The organism is Mesorhizobium amorphae CCNWGS0123 (assembly GCF_001686985.1).
GTDB lineage: Bacteria > Pseudomonadota > Alphaproteobacteria > Rhizobiales > Rhizobiaceae > Mesorhizobium > Mesorhizobium amorphae.
Window position 1 is genome coordinate 1,236,007 of sequence record NZ_CP015318.1, and the last position, 14,219, is coordinate 1,250,225.

Below are 14,219 nucleotides of genomic sequence, written 5' to 3' on the forward strand. Positions count from 1 at the left end.
AAAACTGTGCTGCAGTGCAGTTTAGTCGTCGCTTATTTGCCAAAACTAAATCGATTAGCCAGCCACCCTCTTGACTCGCGAGCGATTCAGTGGCGAGATCGAAAAGACCAAAGCGCTTTGGAAGACTCTTCGAAAGGTTGCGGTTCCTTTCTGACTGAGTCACAGTCCTGCGGCGTCGGCGGGCGGAATGGAGGTTCCGTCCGGGTGTTCATGACCACTGGGAGGAATAGCGATGAAGAAAATGCTTCTGCTGGGCGCCGCGTTTGCGACGCTCGCCCTGAGCCTGCCGGCGCAAGCCGAACTGAAGTTCAAGCCGGGCGAGGACCCGCGCTTCAACTGGGCGAACTACGAAGAGCTGAAGAAGGTCGACCTCAAGGGTGAGACGCTGACCATCTTCGGGCCGTGGCGCGGCGAGGACGAGGGCCTTATCCGCACCGTTCTCGAATATTTCCAGGACGCCACCGGCGTCGAGATCAAATACTCCTCGTCCGAGAACTACGAACAGCAGATCGTCATCGACACCCAGGCCGGCAGCCCGCCCAACATCGCCGTGCTGCCGCAGCCCGGCCTGATCCAGGACCTGGCCTCCAAGGGCCTTTTGACGCCGCTCGGCGACGACACCGCCAAATGGGTCAAGGACAATTACGGTGCCGGCCAATCCTGGGTCGACCTCGGCACGTTCAAGGACAAGGACGGCAAGCCCGGCTTCTTCGCCTTCCCTTACAAGGCCGACGTGAAATCGCTGGTCTGGTACTCGCCGGACAATTTCGAGGAAGCCGGATACAAGGTGCCGAAGACGCAGGAAGAACTGGCCGAGCTTGAAAAGAAGATCATCGCCGACGGCGGCACGCCCTGGTGCATCGGGCTCGGCTCCGGCGGTGCCACCGGCTGGCCGGCGACCGACTGGGTCGAAGACATCATGCTGCGCACCCAGCCGCCTGAAACCTACGACAAGTGGGTGAAGAGCGAGATCCCGTTCAACGACCCGGCGGTCGTCAACGCCATCGACATTTTCGGCAAGATCGCCACCGACGACAAGATGGTCGACGGCGGCGCCAAGGCGGTTGCCGCGACCGACTTCCGCGACAGCCCGAAAGGCCTCTTCGCGGTGCCGCCGAAATGCTATCTGCACCACCAGGCATCGTTCATCCCGACCTTCTTCCCTGAGGGCACCAAGGTGGGGCAGGACGCCGACTTCTTCTACTTCCCGCCTTACGCTTCCAAGCCTGAGCTTGGCACGCCGGTTCTCGGTGCCGGCACGCTGGCCATGATCACCAAGGACTCCAAGGCGGCGCGCGCGTTCATCGAATTCCTGAAGATGCCGCTGGCGCATGAGATCTGGATGGCCCAGGGCGGCTTTGTGACGCCGTTCAAGTCGGTCAACAAGGAAGCCTATGCCAGCGACGCGCTGAGGAAGCAGGGCGAGATCCTGGCCAACGCCTCGACCTTCCGCTTCGACGGCTCCGACCTGATGCCGGGCAAGATCGGCGCCGGTTCCTTCTGGACTGGCATGATCGACCTGGTCGGCGGCAAGTCGGCCCAGGATGTCGCCACCGACATCCAGAAGAGCTGGGACGCGATCAAGTAAGTCGTCGATCGCGGGCTTACCCGTCCTGACTGGATCCGGGCCTCGAAGCCCGGGTCCGACCTTCGGCCAACTGTAGCGTTTTCGTGAAGCATAGAGTTCCGGCATGAAGCGTGGCCTGCCGCGGCGAGAACCTGCCCGGCACCCGCTCGCGCTTCACAACTGAATCGGCTCATGATCCCGTCGCCAAGCTCTTTCTCGAGTGGCGGATCATGCGCAGGGGAGAGGGACCCATGGCGGCTCAGATTTTTTCGGCCATATTCGTCATCATCATCGGCGTCGGCGGCTGCGTCGCCTATTTCTGGGGCGCCAACAAGCTTGTGGACATTATTTTCCCGTCGCGCGGGGTCCAGGGTGCAGCAGCCATCGACAATCTGCGCCGGCAAGGAATGATCCGTCCCTGGCTGTTCGTAGGCCCGGCCATGATCATCCTCACCATCTATCTCATCTACCCGGTGGTCGAGACGCTGAGGCTGTCTTTCCTCGATCGCGGCGGCGGCAGTTTCGTCGGCTTCGCCAACTACGAATGGGCATTCGGCGACCGCGAATTCCGCAACTCGATCCTCAACAACATCGTCTGGCTGGCGGTGGTGCCGGCCGCCTGTACCTTCCTCGGGCTGATCATCGCCGTGCTCACCGACAAGATCTGGTGGGGCACGATCGCCAAGAGCCTGATCTTCCTGCCGCTGGCGATCTCCTTCGTCGGCGCCAGCGTCATCTGGAAGTTCATCTACGAATATCGCGGCGAGGGCCAGGTGCAGATCGGCCTGCTCAACGCCATCATCCAGTATTTCGGCGGCCAGCCGCAGGTCTGGATATCGCTGCCGTTCTGGAACAATTTCTTCCTGATGATCATCCTGATCTGGATCCAGACCGGCTTTGCCATGGTCATCCTGTCATCGGCGCTGCGCGGTATTCCGGAAGAGACGCTGGAGGCCGCTGTCATCGACGGCGCCAACCCGTTCCAGATCTTCTGGAAGATCATGGTGCCGCAGATCTGGGGCACGATCGCGGTGGTGTGGACCACCATTACCATCCTGGTGCTGAAGGTGTTCGACATCGTGCTGACCATGACCAATGGACAGTGGAACAGCCAGGTGCTGGCCAATCTGATGTTCGACTGGATGTTCCGCGGCGGCGGTGATTTCGGCCGCGGCGCCACCATCGCCATCATCATCATGATCGCCGTCATTCCGATCATGGTCTGGAACATCCGCCAGGCCAACAAAGAGACGGGAGGGCACTGAGATGGCCGTCGCAACCGGAAAGTCGTTTGCCAGCCGCTTCGGCGTCCACATCGCGGTGCTGATCTTCGTGGCGATCTGGACCGTGCCGACGCTCGGCATCCTCGTCTCGTCGCTGCGCGACAAGGACCAGATCATCGCTTCCGGCTGGTGGAACTCGTTCGCCAGCTCCAGCCAGACCGAAGCCGGCCGATTGCCGCCGGCCTCGGCGCAAGTCGAGAAGGACGGCAAGTTCGTGCTTGCCGGCAATATCTTCGGTGAGGGTGCTGCCCGCAACATCAGCGCCTTCGGCGTCAAGTCGGCCGCACCGACGCAATATCCGGCCGGCACGACCGCCGATCTCGGCGACGGCGTGACCTTGCAGCTCAACGCCGACGGCACCTTCGTCATGGGCTCGCCAAAAGCCTTCGAGGGCGATCGCGGCCAGCGCGTCTATTATGCGTCGTCGGCACCGCCGAAATTCACCACCGACAACTACCGGACGGTGCTGTTTTCGGAAGGCATCGGCCGCTCCTTCATGAACTCGCTCACCGTCACCATTCCGGCGACTGTCATCCCGATCCTGATCGCGGCCTTCGCCGCCTACGCGCTGGCCTGGATGCGCTTTCCCGGCCGGGCGTTGCTGATAGCCGTCATCATCGGCCTGCTGGTCGTGCCGCTGCAGATGTCGCTGATCCCGCTGCTGAAGCTCTACAACGGCGTCGGTACCTTCTTCGGCGTGCCGTCGAAGACCTATCTGGGCATCTGGCTTGCGCATACCGGCTTCGGCCTGCCCTTCGCCATCTATCTGCTCAGGAGCTACATTGCCGGCCTGCCGCGCGAGATCATGGAATCGGCGCGCATCGACGGCGCCAGCGATTTCGAGATTTTCGTCAAGATCGTGCTGCCGCTGTCGTTCCCGGTGCTCGCCTCGTTTGCCATCTTCCAATTCCTGTGGGTATGGAACGATCTCCTGGTCGCGATGGTTTTCCTTGGTACCGAGGGGGATCAGATCGTGCTGACCGCCAAGCTCAACGCGTTGCTCGGCTCGCGCGGCGGCGACTGGGAGATCCTCACGACATCGGCGTTCGTGACCATTATCGTGCCGCTGATCGTGTTCTTCTCGCTGCAGCGCTATTTCGTACGCGGGCTGCTTGCCGGCTCGGTGAAAGGAGGTTGAGAGTAATGCAATCGGCTTTGAAGGTGACATCCAGACCGGACCCCGCCGTCGATCGTGACTGGTGGCGGGGCGCGGTGATCTACCAGATCTATCCGCGTTCCTATCAGGACTCCAACAGCGACGGCATCGGCGACCTTAAAGGCATTGTCCAACGGCTGCCCTACATCGCATCGCTCGGCGTTGACGCCATCTGGATCTCGCCCTTCTTCAAGTCGCCGATGAAGGATTTCGGCTACGACGTGTCGGACTATTGCGACGTCGACCCGATGTTCGGCACGCTGGCCGATTTCGACGCGCTGACGGCGGAAGCGCACCGGCTGGGCCTCAAGGTGATGATCGACGAGGTGCTGTCGCACACCGCCGACATCCATCCGTGGTTCAAGGAAAGCCGCTCGAGCCGCACCAATGCAAAGGCCGACTGGTATGTCTGGGCCGATGCAAAACCCGACGGCACGCCGCCCAACAATTGGCTGTCGATCTTCGGAGGTTCGGCCTGGCAGTGGGACACCAGCCGCCAGCAATACTACCTGCACAATTTCCTGGCCGAGCAGCCCGATCTCAACTTCCACAACTCGGAAGTCCAGGACGCACTGCTCGACGTCACCCGCTTCTGGCTGGAGCGCGGCGTCGACGGTTTCCGCCTCGACACCATCAATTTCTACTTCCACAGCCAAGGGCTGGAGAACAACCCGCCGCTGCCGCCGGAAGAGCGCAACGACCAGACGGCGCCGGCGGTCAACCCCTACAATTACCAGGACCATCTCTACGACAAGAGCCGCCCCGAAAACCTCGGTTTTCTGGAACGCTTCCGCGCGTTGCTCGACGAGTATCCGGCACAGGCCGCGGTCGGCGAAGTCGGCGATTCGCAGCGCGGGCTGGAAGTGGTGGCGGCCTACACCGCCGGCGGCAAACGCGTGCATATGTGCTATTCGTTCGACTTCCTGGCGCCTGAAAAGATCAGCGCCGCCAAGGTACGCTCGGTTCTGGAAGCCTTCGGCAAGGTCGCCAGCGATGGCTGGTCATGCTGGGCCTTCTCCAATCACGACGTGATGCGGCCGGCCTCGCGCTGGGCCGCCGGCGAAGTCGATCCGACCGCCTATCTCAAGGTCATCTCGGCACTGCTGATGTCGCTGCGCGGTTCGGTCTGCATCTATCAGGGCGAGGAGCTCGGGCTGGGCGAGGCGGAGCTCCAGTTCGAGGACCTGCAGGATCCCTACGGCATCCGCTTCTGGCCGGAGTTCAAGGGCCGCGATGGCTGCCGCACGCCGATGGTATGGGATGCCGCCGCCAGGAACGGCGGCTTCTCGACCGCCAAGCCCTGGCTGCCGGTGCCAGGCAAGCATCTCTCGCAAGCGGTCAACGTGCAGCAGGGCGACGTCAACTCGCTGCTCGAGCACTACCGGCGCTTTCTCGCCTTTCGCCGCCAGCATCCGGCGCTAGCCAAGGGCGACATCACCTTCATCGAAAGCGAGGGCGACACCGTCGCCTTCACCCGCCGCGAGGGCAACGAGCAGGTCGTCTGCGTCTTCAACCTGGGCAGCAAGCCGGCCGAGGTCGCCCTCGGCGGCCAGGCGCTGCAGCCCTTGGCCGGGCACGGCTTTTCAGGACAGTCTGGCACAGGCTCGGTCCGCCTCGGCGGCTACGGCGCCTGGTTCGGGCGCATCGATTAATTCGCAGAGAACCACAGGGAGGAAATCATGGCCGATGTCACGCTGAGACAGGTGAAGAAATCATACGGCAATCTGCACATTCTCCACGGCATCGACCTCGACATAAAGTCGGGCGAGTTCATCGTCTTTGTCGGCCCTTCGGGTTGCGGCAAGTCGACCTTGCTGAGGTCCATCGCCGGGCTCGAGGAGATCACCTCCGGTGAGCTCAAGATTGCCGGTGAAGTGGTGAACGACGTGCCGCCGTCGAAGCGCGGCATCGCCATGGTGTTCCAGTCCTATGCGCTCTACCCGCACATGACGGTCTACGACAACATGGCCTTCTCGATGAAGATCGGCAAGGAAAGCAAGGCCGAGATCGACAAGCGCGTGCGGCAGGCGGCCGAGATCCTGCAGCTGACCAAATATCTCGACCGCCTGCCCAAGGCGATGTCGGGCGGCCAGCGCCAGCGCGTCGCCATCGGCCGCGCCATCGTGCGCAATCCGAAAGTGTTCCTGTTCGACGAACCGCTGTCGAACCTCGACGCGGCACTCCGTGTCGCCACCCGCATCGAGATCGCCAAGCTGAAGGAATCGATGCCGAATACGACGATGATCTACGTCACCCACGACCAGGTCGAGGCGATGACGCTGGCCGACCGCATCGTCGTGCTCAAGGAAGGTCATATCGAGCAGGTCGGCACGCCGATGGAGCTCTACAAGCGGCCAGGCAATCTGTTTGTCGCCCAGTTCATCGGCTCACCGGCCATGAACATCCTGCCGGCGACGGTCGACAAGACCGGAAACCCGACCGTCGTCAGCCATGTCGGCGGCCGCAAGGCAACGGTGCCGATCGCCACGCCGGCGTCTGCAAAAGGCGCTGCGGTGAGCTTCGGCGTGCGGCCGGAGGATCTGGTGATTGCTACCGGCACGGACTATCTGTTCGAGGGAACGGTGGACTATGTCGAGCAGCTCGGCGAGGTTCAGCTCGTCTATGTCGATATCGGCCGCGCCGACCTGCCGCTGGTGACGAAGATGCCGGGCAATGTCGAGGTCAAGCGCGGGGCGACACTGCGGCTGAGCGCGGACGCCGGCGACCTGCATATCTTCGACGCGGACGGCCACTCCTTCTCGCTCCACGCGCCGGAAGTGAAGGCGGCCTAGAGCAATTCCAGGAAAAGTGTGAAACGGTTTTCCGTCCGGAATTGCGTAAAAACAAAGAGATAGAGCGGTTCCGCGTTTCCGTGAAATGATGAACCGCTCTAACGTCAGGCCATTCGGCATCGCATAGAAACAAGAGCGGCGGGCCAGGCCCGCCGCTCTTGTTTTGCTAGCAACTTCGGCGGTTAGTGATTGCCGAAGAGGTTGCGGTCGCTGCCCTGGGGAGCTGACTTTTGCACGTCGCCCGACGAATTCAGCAGCTTGTAGACCGGCGACTCGGTGTTGCGCACCGACGAGGTCTGCGTGGTGTCGATGTTGGCGGTCGTCTGCTTGTTGACGGCACTCGAACCAACATTGTCGTTGCGGGCATAGGCGCTGCCGGCGGCGATCAGAAGCGCGGCGGCGGTAAGAGCGATCTTCTTCATTTTAGGACTCCTGGATTTCGTATCCACAAGCACGGCGGGCAAGCCCCGCCTTGCGGATGGGATCGGCTGTTAGTTGTTGCCGAACAGGTTGCGGTCGCTGCCCTGGTTGGCAGGCTTCTCGGCAGCCGGCTCCGACTTCTTGATCGAAGCGGTGTACGAGCTGTCGACTGCAGCAGCCGGCTGGTTGGAGCCTTTGGAGCCATAGTTGTCGCTGCCGGCGAAAGCGCTGCCGGAAATGGCCAGAACGGCGGCGGTGGCAAGGATGAACTTTTTCATGTCAAATATTCCTGAATTTTGATGTCCCGGGCGGCAGGCCCTGCCTGCCGCTTCTTAGCCGGAGACAGGCTTAGTTGTTGCCGAAGAGGTTACGGTCGCTGCCCTGAACGACGGGCTGGTTGTCGGCATGAGCCGGCTTCTTGATCGAAGCGGTGTGCGAGCTGTCGACCGTGGCGGCAGGCTGGTTCGCACTGTTGGAACCATAATTGTCGCTACCAGCGAAGGCGCTGCCGGAAATGGCCAGAAGGGCGGCGGCAGTGAGAACAATCTTTTTCATTTTTTAATACTCCAGTATTTTAGCTTTTCCGTCCGTCTAGCGGCGTGTCTTGGGAAGGAAATCGCGTCGTTCGGACAGCCCCGATGTGGGAAAGCCAGGTGGCGGTTTCCAATCACGAAGTTGTTCCGATTGGACCATGACTCTGCATCTTGAAATTGTACCAGAGCCTGCTACCACCGAGACTTTTATCAACTTTATCAATTGGTTATAAAAATCCACTTATGCATCACCAACTGTGTCGGAGTGCCAGCGTTCACACTGTCCTGCACGCACCGTCAACAGAAACGAACCGTTCGGTTCGATTTTAGAATCCTCTAATAGTCACTTTTCGATACTGTTAACCAACCTTGACGCCGGCTAAGCCCGATAGGCGGGCGATTCGTGACGGCGCCAGTGCGGCAAAAGCGAAGGTCGGCCTCCAGAAGATCGGCCTGCAGGAGATGGCTGCGGTATTCACCTTCCGTGTCGCGCCCGCATGGATGCGATGTCGCTTTCATGCCGACACCGAACCGGCCGTCGTGATTAGATCATGGCATCTCAGGTGCCGCTTGGTGACGACGAAGCGGAGAATTGGGAAGCCGGTCAAAACCCGGCGCTGCCCCCGCAACGGTGGTGGAGTTCAAGTCGCAACGGGAGACCACTGGGCCAGAAGCCTGGGAAGGTGTCGCGACCGTCCGCAAGGACACTCCAGAGCCCGGAAACCAGCCCGAGATTTCTAGACTCGACTGATCGCGGTGGGCGGTCAAGAGGTGGATGGTGCATGTCTGGCCTGGCGCCGGGTTGCCGCTAATCTTTCCTCCATCACCACCAGTTCAGTCCTTGAACACGAGGACAGGACATGGATGCGCGCAACGACATGCTGAGGCTGCTGCACAGCCGCAAGCAGGGCTACTCGCTGGAACAGCCCTTTTACACCGACGCCGATTTCTTCAAGCTCGACATGGAACTGATCTGGTATCGCGACTGGCTGTTCATAGGCCATGACTGCGAACTGCCGAAGCCCGGCAGCTTCATCACCGCCCAGATCGGCGACTATCCGGTCGTGCTGGTGCGCGACCAGCAAGGCAAGATCAACGCCTTTCACAATTCCTGCCGCCATCGCGGCAGTCGCGTCTGCAACACCGAGAAGGGCACGGCGGCAAAGCTGGTCTGTCCCTATCACCAGTGGACCTACGAACTCGACGGAAGGCTGTTGTTCGCCCGCCAGATGGCCGATGGTTTCGACAAGAGCCAGTTCAGCCTGAAGCCGGTCGCTTGCGAAAGCGTCGGCGGCTACATCTTCATCTGCCTGGCCAAGGAGCCGGCGGACTTCGCGCCGATGCGCGCCCTGGTCGAGCCCTATCTCTTGCCGCACCGACTGCGCGAGGCCAAGGTCGCCTTCGAATCGACCATCGTCGAAAAGGGCAACTGGAAGCTCGTCTGGGAAAACAACCGCGAGTGCTATCACTGCGCCGGTAACCATCCCGAACTTTGCAAAACCTTCCCCGAGGCACCGACCGTAACCGGCGTTAACGGCGCTGAGAGTGACCCCGAGATGCTTGCCCACTGGGCGAAATGCGAGGCGGCGGGCCTGCCGAGCAGGTTCCGCATCGACCCGGCCGGGCAGTACCGCGCCACGCGCGCGCCGCTGCTGCGCGATGCGGTCAGCTACACGATGACGGGCAAGCGGGCGGTGAAGAAGAACCTGTCCGACAGCGTTTCAACCGACCGCATCGGCTCCTTGCTCCTCTACCACTATCCGACGACATGGAATCACATCCTCGGCGACCATGCCGTCACCTTCCGCGTGCTGCCGATCAGCGCCACGGAAACCGCGGTGACGACGAAGTGGCTGGTGCACAAGGATGCGGTCGAGGGCGTCGACTACAGTCTCGAAGAGCTCACCCATGTCTGGACCGAAACCAACGACCAGGACCGCCGCATCGTCGAGGAGAACGCCTTCGGCATCCTGTCGCCCGCCTACGAGCCCGGCCCCTATTCGGAGCTGCATGAGGGCGGCGTCATCCAGTTCGTCGAATGGTACGCGGCCTTCATCGGCCCGCGCCTTGCCGAAGGCGGCCGGCCGGCGCTGCGCAGCGTCGCCTAGCACATGGCGCCCAAAAGTGTTGAGCGGTTTTGGGATCACGACATGTGCAGAACAAGAAGGGTGAGGGGATGAACGCGATGACCGATCTAGGCCTCTACCGCCACCTCGACGAGATGGCGCCCTGGAACGACAGGCTGCAGGTGCTGGAGGTGATCGGCGTCGTCGACGAGGCGCCCGACGTCAAGACCTTCACCTTCCGCTCCGACAACCAGACCTGGTTCCGCTACAAGCCGGGCCAGTTCGTGACGCTCGAACTGCCAACCGCCGGCGGCCCGCTGATGCGCACCTACACGCTGTCGTCGTCGCCGTCGCGGCCGTTTTCGATCGCGGTGACGGTGAAGGCGCAGGCCGGCAGCCTCGGCACGCGCTGGATGTTCGATCATCTGAAGCCAGGCACCCACGTGAAGGCCTATGGACCGGTGGGCGACTTTTCGCTGCACAGCCATCCTGCGGCGAAATACCTGTTCATCTCGGCCGGCTCCGGCGTCACGCCGATGATGTCGATGCTGCGCTGGCTGAACGACTGCGCGCCATGGACCGATGTCGGCTTCGTCAACTGCGCCCGGCGAGCGGAAGAGATCATCTTCCGCAAGGAACTCGAATTGCTGGGCAGCCGCATGCCCGGCCTGTCGCTCGGCTTCATGATCGAGGAACGGTCAAGCCGTGAAGGCTGGTTCGGCCATATGGGCCGTATCGACGCCATCCGCTTGCCACTGCTGGCGCCCGACTTTCGTGAGCGAGAGATCTTCTGCTGCGGCCCGGATCCGTTCATGCGCGCGGTGCGCGGCATGCTTGAAGCCTCGGGCTTCGACATGGCCAGATACCACCAGGAAAGCTTCGCCGCTCCCGCGGTCGAGGAAGTACCGGCGCCGTTTGCCGTCCCGGCGGACGGCGGCACCGGAGTGCCTGCCGAGGCCGTGACCCCGATCCGCTTCGCGCTTTCGGATGTCGACGCCGAATGCGTTGCCGGGCAGACCGTGCTGCAGACGGCGCGCGCCTCGGGCGTCAGGATCCCCGCGGCCTGCGAATTCGGCCTGTGCGGAACCTGCAAGGTCAAGAAGGTCTCGGGCGACGTCGAGATGAGCCACAATGGCGGCATTCTCGATCACGAGATCGACGACGGCTTTATCCTGGCTTGCTGCTCGAAGCCGCTGTCGGCGCTCGAAATCGAGGCCTGAAGCGTAGCGGTTCAAACGCCGTAGCGCTCGGTACGGATGAGGCCCGGCGGGACATCGGCATCGATCAAGGCCTGGGCGGCGGCTGACACGAAGGCGTTCGAGCCGCAGACGAAAGCAAGCCTCGGCGGCTCGGGCAGCCGCGCCATGGATTGCATCATCATCTGGGCGTCGATCCGCCGCGAATAGTCCTCGGGGCGCCGTGCGGCCTCGCGCGTCAGCGTCAGCACAAGGTCGAACCCGTCGCGGCGGTCGTCGAGCTTGATCAGCTCGTCGCGAAAGATCACCTCGTCCCAGATCCGCGCCGAAAACACCAACGCGACCGACACCGAAGATTTCCGCGCCGTCCGGTGGCGCACCATCGCCATCAGCGGCACCACGCCGGAGCCGCCTCCGACCAAGATCAATGGCCCGCCGTCGCTGTCAGACCAGACGAAATGGCCGCCGAGCGGCCCGCGCAGCTCGATCTCGTCGCCGACGACTGCGACCTCGTGGAAGAAGGGCGAGACCTCGCCATCCTCAAGCCTTTCGATCGCCAGCTCGATCGTTCCGCCGCTCTCCGGCGCGGAAGCAATGGAATAGGAACGGCGCGCCTGGTAGCCATCCGGCGCCGTCAGCCGGACATCGACATGCTGTCCGGCCTGATGGACGAAAGGCCGCGACAGCTTGAAGACAAAACTGGTGACGCGCGGCGTGCGCTTTTCGATGCGAATGATCTTCGCCGTCTGCCAGGGCGATTGCGCCGTCGCTGCCTCGCTCATGGGTCGCCGGAGTAGCGCTGCTCGCGCCACGGGTCGCCATAGATGTGATAGCCGCGCAATTCCCAAAAGCCCGGCTCGTCGCGCTCGGTGAACTGTACCCCGTTCAGCCATTTGGCCGATTTCCAGAAATAGAGATGCGGCACCAGCAGCCGCGCCGGCCCGCCATGGTCCGGCGTGATCGGCTTGCCCTCATAGAGCAGCGCCACCATCGCCTTGCCGGCGACAAGATCCTTCGCCGGCACATTGGTCGAATAGCCATCGAACGAATGCGCCAGCGTGAAGGCGGTCGGCGGCTCGATGCCGGCATCGGCGAGGATGTCGTCGACCAGCACGCCTTGCCATGCCGTGTCGAACTTGGTCCAGGCGGTCACGCAATGGATGTCGCGCGTCATCCGGGTCAACGGCAGCGCATTGAACTCAGTCCAGTTCCATTTCTTGATCGGCCGCGGTCCGTGCTTGAGCGTGAACGACCAGTCCTCGGTGCGCACGCGGGGTGTCGGCCCTGCCGACAGCACGGGAAAACCTTGCTCGAGATACTGTCCGGGCGGGATGCGGGCGTCCGTATCCGTCGGGGGCCTTCGCCCGGAAGAGAAGCCGCGGGTAACCATCGGGACAATCCGTTTGCGCTGCGTTCGAAAATCGACCGCAGCCAGTGTTCGCGAAGATATCCCGACGGGCAACAGGAATCTTGGGCGGCCCGATGAGCTCACCGCCGATGGCGGCAAGCCTGTCGAACTCGACCCTCAGCCGGCGGCGAAGGGCACCGCGACGAAGATCTGCGCGTCACCGCGATCGACGAGCAACAGCACGGATTTCCTGCCGGACTTGCCGGCCTGCGCGATCGCCTGGTTTGCCTGCCTGGCGTTCTTCACCGGGGTCTGGTCGACACCGACGATGACATCGCCCGGCTGGATGCCGGCGGCCGAGGCCGCCTTGTCCGGATTGACGCGCTCGACCAAGGCGCCGCGCTGGTCGTCGGTCAGGTTCAGCTGCTCGCGAACATCCGGCGTGAGGTCGGTGAGGCCGAGGCCGAGTGACGGCACGCGCAAGGCCTGTTCCTGGGACTTGCCGTCATTGCCCTCGGACGCGGCGGTCTTCGCATCATCGCTGTTGCGTCCGACATCGGCTGAAATCTGCATGGCCTTGCCGTTGCGCCAGACATTGAGCGTTTCCCTGGCACCCGGCGCGACGTCGGCGACGGCACGCGACAGGTCTTTCGGATCCTTTATCTCCTGGCCGGCGAAGCCGGTGATGACGTCGCCGGTCTTGATGCCCGCCTTGGCGGCCGGCGATCCGTCGGTGACCTCGGAAACCAGCGCCCCGCCGGGATGGTCAAGGCCCATGGCGCTGGCGACGTCCGGCGTCACCTCCTGGATCTGGACGCCGAGATAGCCGTACTGGATGTCGCCGCCCTTCATCAGCTTGGCGACCACCTTCTCGGCCTGGTCAGACGGGATGGCGAAGCCGACGCCGACGCTGCCGCCATTGGGCGAATAGATCGCCGCGTTGATGCCGACGACATTGCCCGCGACATCCACCAGCGGGCCGCCGGAATTGCCGTGGTTGATCGGCGCGTCGATCTGGATGAAGTCGTCGAACGGGCCGCTGTGCAGGTCGCGGCCGCGCGCCGAGACGATGCCGGCCGTGACGGTGGTGCCGATGCCGAATGGGTTGCCGAAAGCCAGCACCTGGTCGCCCGGCATCAGCTTGTCGGAATCGCCCCATTTGACGGTCGGCAGGGACTTGTCGGCCTTGACCTTGAGCACGGCGAGATCGTTCTTGGCATCGCGGCCGACCAGCTTGGCGGGAAGCTCGGTGCCATCATCGAGCGTCACCTTGATCGAGGTGGCGCCATCGATGACATGATTGTTGGTGACGATGGTGCCATCCGAGCCGACGATGAAGCCGGACCCAAGCGCCTCCGCGCGCTGCGACTGTTGTTGCGGCGGGGTCTTGGGCATGGGTGATGCCTGGTCGCCGAAGAACTGACGGAAATAGTCGTCGAAGGGGGAGTCTTCGCTCATCGTTTCCGGCTGCGCTTTCATGACGGTGGTGACCGTCACCACCGCCGGCTTGTCGGCCGCCACGATCGGAGCAAACGAGCCGTTCGGCGCCTTTATGCCGGCGACGGGGGTCTGGGTTGTCGGAACGGTGCTGCTTGCGCCCATATTGTTCGCACTGTCTGCGAAGGACACCACGAAGGGGGATAGGATCAGCGCAGCGCCCAGCAAGGCCGCGACGCGATGTCTGCGAAGGATATCTGACATGGTCGTTCTGTCCGGGCGAGAGTTGATCCGGCGCCGTGGCAGCTTCTCCTGTATGGGAAACCGGCCATCCGGCGTGTCGACGGTCGCGATTGCCTGTCTCGCCTGGCATGGCAGCCGACCGGATCGACAGACCTGCATCTAGGGTCTGGATGGGTCC

Annotated in this window: 13 protein-coding genes and 1 riboswitch; of the genes, 7 read left to right on the forward strand and 6 right to left on the reverse strand. The window is 62.7% G+C overall.

What is annotated here, in order from left to right; all coding sequences use genetic code 11:
- Nucleotides 1-232: 232 nt before the first annotated feature.
- The 5 genes from A6B35_RS05980 to A6B35_RS06000 all read left to right on the forward strand — a co-directional run bounded on the left by A6B35_RS05980 (nucleotide 233) and on the right by A6B35_RS06000 (nucleotide 6,798).
- Nucleotides 233-1,588, forward strand: coding sequence for an ABC transporter substrate-binding protein (locus tag A6B35_RS05980; RefSeq protein WP_006202342.1), 1,356 nt, complete (start codon nucleotides 233-235; stop codon nucleotides 1,586-1,588).
- A gap of 230 nt (nucleotides 1,589-1,818) precedes the next feature.
- Nucleotides 1,819-2,832, forward strand: a complete 1,014-nt coding sequence (locus A6B35_RS05985) for a carbohydrate ABC transporter permease (RefSeq protein ID WP_006202341.1) — start codon at nucleotides 1,819-1,821, stop codon at nucleotides 2,830-2,832.
- 1 nt (nucleotide 2,833) lies between these two features.
- A complete protein-coding gene (locus A6B35_RS05990) occupies nucleotides 2,834-3,988 on the forward strand; it encodes a carbohydrate ABC transporter permease (protein ID WP_006202340.1) in 1,155 nt (384 codons plus the stop codon).
- A gap of 5 nt (nucleotides 3,989-3,993) precedes the next feature.
- Complete coding sequence (gene bglA / locus A6B35_RS05995) at nucleotides 3,994-5,658, forward strand: beta-galactosidase BglA (protein WP_040582801.1); 1,665 nt, start codon at nucleotides 3,994-3,996, stop codon at nucleotides 5,656-5,658.
- A 27-nt stretch (nucleotides 5,659-5,685) separates the two neighbouring features.
- Complete coding sequence (locus A6B35_RS06000) at nucleotides 5,686-6,798, forward strand: ABC transporter ATP-binding protein (RefSeq protein WP_006202338.1); 1,113 nt, start codon at nucleotides 5,686-5,688, stop codon at nucleotides 6,796-6,798.
- A gap of 182 nt (nucleotides 6,799-6,980) precedes the next feature.
- Here A6B35_RS06000 and A6B35_RS06005 read toward each other — a convergent pair whose 3' ends face one another.
- From A6B35_RS06005 to A6B35_RS06015, 3 genes are all read right to left on the reverse strand, one after another.
- Entirely contained in the window at nucleotides 6,981-7,220 is a 240-nt protein-coding gene (locus A6B35_RS06005; RefSeq protein WP_006202337.1) for a DUF680 domain-containing protein, read from the reverse strand.
- Between the two features lie 69 nt (nucleotides 7,221-7,289).
- Nucleotides 7,290-7,496, reverse strand: coding sequence for a DUF680 domain-containing protein (locus A6B35_RS06010; protein WP_006202336.1), 207 nt, complete (start codon nucleotides 7,494-7,496; stop codon nucleotides 7,290-7,292).
- Nucleotides 7,497-7,566: 70 nt separating this feature from the next.
- Nucleotides 7,567-7,773 carry a DUF680 domain-containing protein gene (locus A6B35_RS06015; RefSeq protein ID WP_006202335.1) on the reverse strand — a complete coding sequence of 69 codons (207 nt, stop codon included), beginning with the start codon at nucleotides 7,771-7,773 and terminating at the stop codon, nucleotides 7,567-7,569.
- A 522-nt stretch (nucleotides 7,774-8,295) separates the two neighbouring features.
- A riboswitch (cobalamin riboswitch) is annotated at nucleotides 8,296-8,497 on the forward strand.
- Between the two features lie 114 nt (nucleotides 8,498-8,611).
- On the opposite strand from A6B35_RS06015, the gene A6B35_RS06020 reads away from it, so the two are divergent.
- Complete coding sequence (locus A6B35_RS06020) at nucleotides 8,612-9,859, forward strand: aromatic ring-hydroxylating oxygenase subunit alpha (RefSeq protein WP_006202334.1); 1,248 nt, start codon at nucleotides 8,612-8,614, stop codon at nucleotides 9,857-9,859.
- Nucleotides 9,860-9,936: 77 nt separating this feature from the next.
- Nucleotides 9,937-11,037, forward strand: coding sequence for an FAD-binding oxidoreductase (locus A6B35_RS06025; protein ID WP_040582812.1), 1,101 nt, complete (start codon nucleotides 9,937-9,939; stop codon nucleotides 11,035-11,037).
- 11 nt (nucleotides 11,038-11,048) lie between these two features.
- On the opposite strand, the gene A6B35_RS06030 is transcribed toward A6B35_RS06025, so the two are convergent.
- The 3 genes from A6B35_RS06030 to A6B35_RS06040 all read right to left on the reverse strand — a co-directional run bounded on the left by A6B35_RS06030 (nucleotide 11,049) and on the right by A6B35_RS06040 (nucleotide 14,062).
- Nucleotides 11,049-11,795: a ferredoxin reductase gene (locus tag A6B35_RS06030; protein WP_006202332.1), complete on the reverse strand. Its 747-nt coding sequence runs from the start codon at nucleotides 11,793-11,795 to the stop codon at nucleotides 11,049-11,051.
- Nucleotides 11,792-12,403 (reverse strand): sulfite oxidase-like oxidoreductase, encoded by a 612-nt coding sequence (locus tag A6B35_RS06035; protein WP_040582799.1) that lies wholly within the window; start codon nucleotides 12,401-12,403, stop codon nucleotides 11,792-11,794. Before A6B35_RS06035 ends, A6B35_RS06030 begins: the two co-directional genes overlap by 4 nt.
- 135 nt (nucleotides 12,404-12,538) lie before the next feature.
- Nucleotides 12,539-14,062, reverse strand: a complete 1,524-nt coding sequence (locus tag A6B35_RS06040; RefSeq protein WP_006202330.1) for a DegQ family serine endoprotease — start codon at nucleotides 14,060-14,062, stop codon at nucleotides 12,539-12,541.
- Nucleotides 14,063-14,219: the final 157 nt, after the last annotated feature.